The sequence below is a fragment of the Caloramator quimbayensis genome, from assembly GCF_900167605.1.
Classification (GTDB): Bacteria; Bacillota; Clostridia; order Clostridiales; family Caloramatoraceae; genus Caloramator_B; species Caloramator_B quimbayensis.
Genome location: NZ_FUYH01000001.1, coordinates 275,695 through 284,941, shown reverse-complemented (window position 1 = coordinate 284,941; position 9,247 = coordinate 275,695). Strand labels below are relative to the sequence as shown.

Annotated in this window: 11 protein-coding genes, 1 tRNA gene and 2 rRNA genes; 13 read left to right on the top strand and 1 reads right to left on the bottom strand. The window is 34.0% G+C overall.

Annotated elements, in window-relative coordinates; all coding sequences use genetic code 11:
- The 6 genes from B5D15_RS01350 to B5D15_RS01330 all read left to right on the top strand — a co-directional run.
- Positions 1-290, top strand: a 23S ribosomal RNA gene (locus tag B5D15_RS01350); the annotation flags it as partial.
- A 234-nt stretch (positions 291-524) separates the two neighbouring features.
- Positions 525-641, top strand: a 5S ribosomal RNA gene (gene rrf, locus B5D15_RS01345).
- Between the two features lie 12 nt (positions 642-653).
- Positions 654-728, top strand: a tRNA-Glu gene (locus B5D15_RS01340).
- 2 nt (positions 729-730) lie between these two features.
- Positions 731-904 (top strand): hypothetical protein, encoded by a 174-nt coding sequence (locus B5D15_RS15340; RefSeq protein WP_179122142.1) that lies wholly within the window; start codon positions 731-733, stop codon positions 902-904.
- Between the two features lie 2 nt (positions 905-906).
- Positions 907-1,344, top strand: a complete 438-nt coding sequence (locus B5D15_RS01335; RefSeq protein WP_078695301.1) for an ACT domain-containing protein — start codon at positions 907-909, stop codon at positions 1,342-1,344.
- Positions 1,345-1,513: 169 nt separating this feature from the next.
- On the top strand, positions 1,514-2,017 hold the full coding sequence (locus B5D15_RS01330) for a hypothetical protein (RefSeq protein WP_078695300.1): 504 nt from the start codon (positions 1,514-1,516) through the stop codon (positions 2,015-2,017).
- A gap of 55 nt (positions 2,018-2,072) precedes the next feature.
- Here the strand turns inward: B5D15_RS01330 and B5D15_RS01325 are convergent, their stop codons facing one another.
- Positions 2,073-3,209: a peptidase dimerization domain-containing protein gene (locus B5D15_RS01325; RefSeq protein WP_078695299.1), complete on the bottom strand. Its 1,137-nt coding sequence runs from the start codon at positions 3,207-3,209 to the stop codon at positions 2,073-2,075.
- Positions 3,210-3,845: 636 nt separating this feature from the next.
- On the opposite strand from B5D15_RS01325, the gene B5D15_RS01320 reads away from it, so the two are divergent.
- From B5D15_RS01320 to B5D15_RS01290, 7 genes are all read left to right on the top strand, one after another.
- Complete coding sequence (locus B5D15_RS01320) at positions 3,846-5,264, top strand: aminotransferase class I/II-fold pyridoxal phosphate-dependent enzyme (RefSeq protein ID WP_242948664.1); 1,419 nt, start codon at positions 3,846-3,848, stop codon at positions 5,262-5,264.
- 38 nt (positions 5,265-5,302) lie between these two features.
- Positions 5,303-5,917 carry a dTMP kinase gene (gene tmk, locus B5D15_RS01315; RefSeq protein WP_078695297.1) on the top strand — a complete coding sequence of 205 codons (615 nt, stop codon included), beginning with the start codon at positions 5,303-5,305 and terminating at the stop codon, positions 5,915-5,917.
- A gap of 11 nt (positions 5,918-5,928) precedes the next feature.
- The gene (locus B5D15_RS01310; RefSeq protein ID WP_078695296.1) at positions 5,929-6,258 is read left to right on the top strand and encodes a cyclic-di-AMP receptor; all 330 of its coding nucleotides are present in this window, start codon (positions 5,929-5,931) and stop codon (positions 6,256-6,258) included.
- A 17-nt stretch (positions 6,259-6,275) separates the two neighbouring features.
- Positions 6,276-7,238 carry a DNA polymerase III subunit gene (locus tag B5D15_RS01305; protein ID WP_078695295.1) on the top strand — a complete coding sequence of 321 codons (963 nt, stop codon included), beginning with the start codon at positions 6,276-6,278 and terminating at the stop codon, positions 7,236-7,238.
- Between the two features lies 1 nt (position 7,239).
- Complete coding sequence (locus B5D15_RS01300; RefSeq protein ID WP_078695294.1) at positions 7,240-8,163, top strand: PSP1 domain-containing protein; 924 nt, start codon at positions 7,240-7,242, stop codon at positions 8,161-8,163.
- An 80-nt stretch (positions 8,164-8,243) separates the two neighbouring features.
- Positions 8,244-8,414, top strand: a complete 171-nt coding sequence (locus B5D15_RS01295) for a DUF362 domain-containing protein (protein ID WP_078695293.1) — start codon at positions 8,244-8,246, stop codon at positions 8,412-8,414.
- Positions 8,415-8,514: 100 nt separating this feature from the next.
- Entirely contained in the window at positions 8,515-9,246 is a 732-nt protein-coding gene (locus B5D15_RS01290) for a tRNA1(Val) (adenine(37)-N6)-methyltransferase (protein ID WP_078695292.1), read from the top strand.
- Position 9,247 lies beyond the last annotated feature (1 nt).

Below are 9,247 nucleotides of genomic sequence, written 5' to 3'. Positions count from 1 at the left end.
CGGTCCCTATCCGTCGCGGGCGTAGGAAATTTGAGAGGAGCTGTCCTTAGTACGAGAGGACCGGGATGGACGAACCTCTGGTGCACCAGTTGTCACGCCAGTGGCACAGCTGGGTAGCCATGTTCGGAAGGGATAAGCGCTGAAGGCATCTAAGCGCGAAGCCCACCTCAAGATGAGATTTCCCACCGTAAGGGTAAGACCCCTTGAAGAACACAAGGTTGATAGGTCAGAGGTGTAAGCGTCGTGAGGCGTTAAGCTGACTGATACTAATAGGTCGAGGGCTTGATCAATAATTTGCTGTGCAGCTTTCAAAGAACTACATTAAATAGTTGGGATTTTTAATATTTTACGACGAAGCATTATGATTTATTCGTATTAGTTCTTGCCGAGTCTGACGCAGAAAATCTTAGAACTTTTGCTTGTTTGAGAGAAGCGAGTTTGCAAAAGTTCTTAATTTTCAAGGAAGCGAGGCTTAGAACTAAAGAAGAAATCAGATAGCAAGGAGAAAAATATTAAAACAAATATCTGGTGGTTAGGCATCTATGGTAACACCCGTTCCCATTCCGAACACGAAGGTTAAGCATAGGTGCGCCGATGATACTGAGCTGGAGACGGCTTGGAAAAGTAGGTGGCTGCCAGTTTTTATAATACATGGCCCCTTGGTCAAGTGGTTAAGACATCGCCCTTTCACGGCGGTAACATGGGTTCGAATCCCGTAGGGGTCACCAAATTGAATAAATTAGAAAGGCTATTGGAAAAACCAATAGCCTTTTTTGCATGCATATGTTATACTTTTTATGTCATAGATGGAGGTACTATATACATATATAAATTAAATAATGTTTATAAAAATGCCGGATTTGAAGGCAAATTATCAAAAACATGTATTAAAAGCGGGGATTAAATATGGTTCAAAAATATTACCTTGTGGATGAGAGAGCAGTTCCAGAAATATTTGTAAAGGTTATTAAAGTTAAGGAGCTTTTAAGAACAGGAAAGGCAAAGGATATCTCTGATGCAGTATGTCAGATTGGAATAAGCAGAAGTACATATTATAAATATAAGGATTATATATTTTCAGTATCCGATGGTATGATGGGGCATAAGGCTACTTTTTCCTTTCTTATACATCATAAACCGGGAGCTTTATCTGTAATATTAAATGAAATTGCGGAAAACAAAGGGAATATACTTACCATAAATCAGGACATACCTATTAATAAGGTTGCAAACGTAACAATTACTGTTGATATGTCTAATATGGATATAGAAATTGATGATTTTATAAAAAAAATAAAAAATATAGATTATGTGATAGATGTTAATATAGCAGCTATGGAATAATATAAAAAATGAAGACATATTTATCTTCATAAAGTGGCATGATGATAAATATGATTAAACGATTATAGCGGCATTTTAAGGCTTTTTTAAAGATTATATAAGGTTAGTGTTTTTACTGTCTTCATTATATAATTACTATGTTCTAAATATGCAGATAGAGGAGATATATATGGGCATTTTATATAGGGAGATAGTAGATTATAAGCACAGATTCTTAGCAAAACTTACATTCATACTAACGCTTATTATAATTTCTGTTGATGTAGTTGTTCTCGTTTCAAATCCTAAGGAATTTTATAATGAACTAATATATGCGGGATATGCAATGCTCCCTGTAGCACTACTTATATCTTTGATATTATGGCAAAAATGCAGGATAAGGTATAAATACTGTATTATAGACAATGAACTTATAATAGAGAGAATTAAAGGCACCAAAAGGAAGGTAGAGCTTAATCTTAATGTTAAAAATATAGTTTCAATAGATAAAAACAGCGAAAAGAGAAGCGATATAGAAAAGGTATATAATTTTACCTGCGGATGTAAAAGAAAGGATATATATAGATGCCTTTTTAAAAAAGAAGGAAAGCTATACAGTTTTTATTTTGCACCAAGCGGTAACATGCTTAGCAGGATTGAAGAGATGAGAAGTAAAAATAGTTTTGCTTCATAAAAAAATTTTCATAAAAATTAAATCCCCTACTAATACAGTAAGGGATTTTTATTTTTTATTCTTTTAATATTTCCGGCTTTTGAATTATATCTACACCGGTTATTGACAGCGCAGAGGCAGCCTTTAACATCTGCTCCTTTGCATAGGCAGTTATAGTGCAGTCTGAAAACTCCTTAGAATAATATTTTACAGGAGAGGAGCATATTCCAATGTAGGGATGTATCGTTGGAATTTTATAACTTATATTTCCTAAATCAAGGCTTGCCATTATGTTTAAAGGCCCGTGGATTTCTATGATTCCGCATTCTTTTAAGTTATGGCATGTAAGGGTTGAGAGCTTTTCATTAGTTTTTAATGGCATATATTTATCCTCAAGGTAGCTTATTTCTGCGCTGCAGTTGTAAAGTTTTGATGAAAAGTTTGCGCAGTCTTCAATCTCTTTACACAAAATATCGAGATTTTTAATGTCAACAGCTTTTATCATAATATTGCAAATAATATCATCGGGTATGAGGTTTATATCCTCTCCTCCATTTTTAATAATATAATTTATGAATGTAGAATCAATATGTTTAGATTTAATGCTTTCAATAAGGTTAAAAAAGGTTATGCAGGGGGATAGAGCGCTTATTCCTTCATTGAAATTGATTGATGTATGGGCGGACTTTCCTTTAAATTCTATTTCCATCAAAGCCATCCCAAGGGATGAACCGCTCTCACAGGTTTTATCCATAGCATGACCGCATAGCACCGCATCTATATCATCAAATATGCCCTTTTTCATCATTTCTATTTTAACAGGAGCTCTGCTCTCGGAAGGACAGCCTATTACAGAAACGCTTCCTCCTATCTTATCTAAAACCTCTCTAAGGGCTATTGCAGCGCCAAGGTTTATAGCAGATGTTATGTTGTGGCCGTATACATGCCCTGATTCTTTTGCGTCGTATTCGCAGATATATGCAATCCTTGGTTTCCCTGAGCCGCATACGGCTTTAAATGAGTTTTCTATACCAGCAATGTCAATATCAACTTCAAAGCCTTCTTCTTTTAAAAGGTTTACGAGCATAGATGAAGATTTTTCTTCAAAATAGGCTTTTTCTGGATTTTTATACATAAAATCTACTACATATTCGAGTTTTTCTTTTTTAGAGTCTATAATCTTTCTTATAGAATATCTTATACTGTTTTCCATAGAATCACTCCTAAATCCTTATTAATATTATTATTTACTTAGAAAAATTTTTTAAACTAAATGATTTTCTTTAGATTAAAGATAAAGTCAAAATTGAAGCTCCTAATACTGCACGGTAATATAAGAGGAAGATTGACTGTGCAGTATATTCACTTTATAACCATAAAATATTCATATAAAAGTAGGCTATATTTCAAAGATTTTTAATATAATAAGTAACCTAATTATAGGGATGATGAATGAAGTGATTTTTATTTATCACAGCTTGTTTATAAAAATCTTTAAAGCAGTATTCTTTCGATTAAAGGAAAGCCCATAATACTGCTAAGGGCAATATAAAACGAGTTTTAGAAGCTCTTGCCTCACTGACGCAGAAAACATTAGAACTTTTGGTTGTTTGAGAGAAGCGAGTTTCCAAAAGTTCTTTGTTTTCAAGGAAGTGAGGTATAGAGCTTCTTAATGAGTGAAAGAGATTGACCATGCAGTATATGGGCTTTATATGTTTGATAAAAATATGCCAATTATCTAAGAAGTATTATTAAAAGACTCTTGTGTTTATAATTGCAAAATAAAAATTTTAAAAAACTATGATATAATAAAAATATACAAAAATAGGAGATGATAGAATTGAGCGATATGCCTATAATTGACGGGCTTTTAAAATACATAGAAGAAAAAAATGTATCCTTTCATATGCCGGGGCATAAAAACAACAAAAAAAATTTTAAAGAACTCAGTATAATAAGGGATAACCTTTATAATATGGACAATACAGAAGTTTTTGGACTTGATAACCTTCACATACCGGAGGGAATGATATTAGAGGCACAAAAAAAGGCTGCGGCATGCTATGGAGCAAAGGAGAGCTTCTTTTTAGTAAATGGAAGCACCTGCGGAATATACAGCATGATAATGGGGCTTACAAAGCCGAAGGACAAAATAATAATACAGAGAAACTGCCACCGTTCTGTTTATATGGCATGTTTTCTTGGAGATTTAAATATAGTTTATATAAACCCAACGATTCTTGAAGGATTTGATATACCTGTATCTATTGATAAAGAAGAAATAATAGATTTGATGGATAAAAATCTTGATGCAAAGGCAATAGTTTTAACTTGTCCTACATATTACGGTACCTTATGCGACCTTGAAAGCATTATAAAGGAGGCGGGAAAAAGAAATATAAAAGTTTTAATTGATGAGGCCCATGGAGCCCACCTTTATTTTAATAAAAGGCTTCCTAAAGGAGCAATTCAGTGCGGCGCTGATGCCTCGGTTGTAAGTCTTCATAAAACTACTCCATCCCTGACCCAGACGGCCATTTTAAACATAGGAGAAAACGTTGACAGCGAGGGAATAAAGTTTATGCTAAGGGCTCATCAGAGTACGAGTCCTTCCTATGTTCTTATGGCATCATTAGACAGCGCAAGGCATATAATGCAGGAAAAAGGAGAGGCTATGTTAGATGAGCTTATAGATAACATTGAAGAGTTTAAAAAGAAGATGGAAGGTATAGAAGGATATAATATAATAGATGCTTCTTTAAAGGGCAGTGCAGGTATATATGATATAGATGCAACAAGGCTTACTATATCATCCAAAATAGGAGGAAGGCAGCTTGAAAAAATATTGCGAGAAAAATATCATATACAGGTTGAAATGTCGGATACAAAAAATATAGTTCTTATATGCACCGTTGGGAATTTAAGAGAGGATTTTGAAAGATTATATAATGCATTAAAAGAAATTTCATATCTTGAGAGTGAAAAAAATTATGATGATATAGACTATAAATTTATAAATTATAAGCCTGTTATGAGCTTAAGGGATGCCTATTATAATAAAGGAAGAAAAGTTAAATTAGAGAATGCACAAAACCTTATAAGCAAAGAGATGGTAGTACCCTATCCTCCAGGAATTCCAATTCTTGTTCCCGGTGAGATTATAACTTATGATATAATAGAATATATAAAATATTTAAGGAGGAAGGGTATTGCATTAAACGGAATATCGGATAATACAGCAGAATATATTGACATTGTTGAATTTTAAGGTTATTGTATAGAAAACTAATTGTTGCGGGGGAGAGCATGAAGGGATTATTTATAACTTTTGAAGGACCTGACGGTTCAGGGAAAACTACTCAGATAAATCTTTTAAATGACTACTTAACAAAATGCGGATATGATGTGGTTTTAACGAGGGAGCCTGGAGGAACGCAAATCAGTGAAAAAATAAGGGATGTAATATTAAACCCTGAAAACAAAGGAATGTCACCGGTATGTGAAGCCCTTTTATATGCAGCATCGAGGGCACAGCATGTATATGAGGTTATACTACCATCACTAAAATGCGGCAAGATTGTAATCTGCGATAGATTTGTAGATTCTTCCGTTGTATATCAGGGATATGCAAGAGGGCTTGGAGAGGATTTAATTGAAAACATAAATAACTATGCAACATTGGGTATTGAACCGGATATTACATTTTTGCTTAATTTGCCTGCTGAAATAGGAATAAAAAGAAAAAAAGAGAGCAAAAAACTCGATAGATTAGAGCAGGAGAGCATCATATTCCATGAGAAGGTAAGCGAAGGCTACAATAGGATGAAGGACAGGCACAAAAGAATATTTGAGATAGATGCAGCTATGGAGGTTGACGTGATTCATTCCGTAATAATAGAAAAAATTAAAAATATTTTATAGGAGGTCTTTTTATGAAGCTTATATTTGCCATTGTCCATGACGATGATGCTATTGAGCTTGTTAATACTCTTACCGATGAAGGTTTTGGAGTTACAAAGCTTGCAACTACAGGAGGATTTTTAAAGGCAGGAAATACAACCCTTTTAATAGGAGTTGAAAAGGAAAAACTTGATGATGTAATGAATATAATACAAGATGTGTGCAAGACAAGAAAAGGAGTAATATCTCCTCCATCACCAGTTCTTGGGGCAACAGGAGTTTACATCCCAACACCAGTTGAAGTTACAATAGGCGGTGCAACCGTGTTTGTAGTTGATGTTGACAGATTCGAAAAGATATAATTTTTGAGGTGGTTTTATTGTTTGAAGTTTTAGGGCAGGAATATGCAAAGAATGCAATAAAAAGCATGTATGATAATAATAAAATGTCTCATGCCTTTATAATACAAGGTCCGGATGGCATTGGCAAAAGTATCTTTGCAGATTATATTGCATCAATGATACTGTGCAGAGGCTCTAAAAAACCCTGCAGTGAATGTACCTCCTGCAAAAAAATACAAAGCGGAATCCACCCAGATTATAAAATAATATCATCTTCAAAGAGCATAGGCATAGATGTTATAAGAAAACTTATTGATGATGTGAATATAAAGCCCTATGAAGGGGATAAAAAGGTTATAGTTATAAAGGGAGCAGATAAAATAACAATAGAAGGCCAGAATGCCCTCTTAAAAACCCTCGAAGAACCTTTGAAGGATACTACTATTATAATCCTTTTAGAAAACATAAACTCAATACTTGATACTATAATTTCAAGGTGTCAGGTTTTACGCCTTGGAAGGGTTGAAAGGGATAAAATACAAGAATATTTAATAAAACGTGGAGTTGAATATAAAAAAGCAAAAACTGCTGCATGCCTTAGCGATGGAATTCTTGGCAATGCTTTAAAATATCTTGATGATAAATACGCAGCGCTAAGGATGGAGACTTTAAAAACTTTAAGGGATATAATAAGAGCTGATGAGGTAAAAATATTAGACAGTGTAGATTTTTTTCTATCACAAAAGGAAAATATAGATTCAGTGTTTGATATTATGCTGTCTATTCTAAGGGATATTTCTGTGCTTAAAATTACAAAAAACGAAGATATAGTTATGAACAGTGATATATATGAAATACTAAATGAAGAATGTAAAGTATTATCCATAGATAGAATAAATAAAATCATTAATATAATAAATTCTGCAAGAAAAAATATAGATAATTATTTAAACTATCAGCTGACTATTGAGGATATGCTTTTAAATATACAGGAGGTTTAATATGATAACAGTTGTTGGCATAAGATTTAAGAAGGCAGGAAAAATATACTATTTTGATCCTGATATATATGATTTAAAAACTGGAGATTTTGTTATAGTTGAAACAGCAAGAGGCCTCGAATTTGGAGAGGTTGTTATAGGCCCAAGGCAGGTAGATGATTCTTCTATTGTTTCTCCTTTAAAGAAGGTAATAAGGATAGCAGATGATGAGGATAAACAGAAGAATTTAGAAAACAAAGCAAAGGAAAGGGAAGCCTTTTCTATATGCCTTAAAAAGATTGAAGAACATGATCTTCCTATGAAGCTCATAGATGTTGAATATACCTTTGACAACAACAAAATAATATTCTACTTTGTTGCAGATGGAAGAATCGACTTTAGAGAGCTTGTTAAGGACCTTGCTGCTATATTCAGAACGAGAATTGAACTAAGACAAATAGGCGTCAGGGATGAATCGAAGATGGTTGGAGGTCTTGGCCCCTGCGGAAGGCCTATGTGCTGCTCAACATTTCTTGGGGATTTTGAGCCGGTTTCAATAAAGATGGCAAAGGAACAAAACCTTTCACTGAATCCAACAAAGATTTCTGGAGTCTGCGGAAGGCTTATGTGCTGTCTTAACTATGAGCAGTGTACCTATGAGTGCATAAGGAAAAAGACTCCTATGGTAGGCTCAAAGGTTAAAACCTGCGATGGAGAGGGAGAGGTTGTTGAAAACAATATCTTAAGAGAATGCGTAAAGGTTAAAATAACCTCTGAAGATGAAGCTGAAGTTAGAAACTATCCTATATACGATGTAGAGCTTATATCTGGAGACTATGAGCATAATACTATTTCTGAAGAGGAAATAGAAAAGGAAATAAAACAGGTAAGCGAAGATGAGGATATAGAGTTAATACTTGAAGAAAACATTTCAAAGGATAAATAAAATAAATCTTTTCATAAATAGCATATAGTGTTAAAATGATATAGGAAACACCTTTATAAAATAAAAGGGGGGTGAACAGTGTGGCATATAAGATTACAGACGCTTGCGTAAGCTGTGGTGCGTGCGCTCCAGAGTGCCCTGTAAATGCAATCAGTCAGGGAGATACTCAATATGTTATTGATGCAGCAACATGCATTGATTGCGGAAACTGCGCAAATGTTTGCCCAGTTGGAGCTCCAGTTCAAGAATAATTTGCGATAGTGTTAAAAAAGGCCTAAGGCCTTTTTTAATTTTTTGATATTTTGTTTTTATGATATAATTATCATAACCTGATTATAAGGAGAGGTTTTTGTGCTGAAAGATGGAGAAAGAATAGACGATCTTGAAATAAAAGGGCTTAAAATAATTCAAAACCCTGAGTGGTTCTGCTTTGGAATAGATGCAGTTTTGCTATCGGATTTTGCCTATGCAAGAAAAAAGGAGAAGGTTGTTGACCTTGGCAGCGGCAGCGGAATTATTCCTCTATTGATATATGCAAAATATGAGCCTTCAGAGATTATAGGAATTGAGATTCAAGAGGAAGTTTCCGATATGGCAAGGAGAAGTATTTTATTAAACAACCTTGAGGATAAAATTAAAATTTATAAAGGAGATATTAAGGATTGTTTTAAGGATATAGGTATTAACTGCTATGATGTTGTAGTTTCAAATCCTCCATATAAAAAGGGCAGTACAGGTATAATAAATCCAAAGGATAAAAAGGCAATCTCAAGACATGAGGTTCTTATTACCCTTGATGAGCTTATATTTTCTGCTTCAAGGCTTTTAAAAGGAGGAGGCAGATTCTATATGATTCACAGGCCTGAAAGATTGAATGATATATTTTTAACCCTAAACAAAAACAAATTCTCCCCTAAAAGGCTAAGGTTTGTTCATCCCTATATAGGTAAAGCTCCGAGAATGGTTTTAGTTGAGGCTTTAAAATCAGGAGGAGATTTTTTGAAAATTGAAGAGCCTCTTTATGTATATAATGAAGATGGAAGCTATACCGATGAAATATTAAAAATTTACGGAAGGTGTTAAA

Excerpts from the sequence above, each read along its gene's own strand:
- B5D15_RS01335 (WP_078695301.1), top strand. The coding sequence starts at position 907 with ATGGTTCAAAAATATTACCTTGTGGATGAGAGAGCAGTTCCAGAAATA.
- B5D15_RS01310 (WP_078695296.1), top strand. The coding sequence starts at position 5,929 with ATGAAGCTTATATTTGCCATTGTCCATGACGATGATGCTATTGAGCTT.
- B5D15_RS01330 (WP_078695300.1), top strand. The coding sequence starts at position 1,514 with ATGGGCATTTTATATAGGGAGATAGTAGATTATAAGCACAGATTCTTA.
- B5D15_RS01325 (WP_078695299.1), bottom strand. The coding sequence starts at position 3,209 with ATGGAAAACAGTATAAGATATTCTATAAGAAAGATTATAGACTCTAAA.
- B5D15_RS01320 (WP_242948664.1), top strand. The coding sequence starts at position 3,846 with ATGCCTATAATTGACGGGCTTTTAAAATACATAGAAGAAAAAAATGTA.
- tmk (WP_078695297.1), top strand. The coding sequence starts at position 5,303 with ATGAAGGGATTATTTATAACTTTTGAAGGACCTGACGGTTCAGGGAAA.
- B5D15_RS01300 (WP_078695294.1), top strand. The coding sequence starts at position 7,240 with ATGATAACAGTTGTTGGCATAAGATTTAAGAAGGCAGGAAAAATATAC.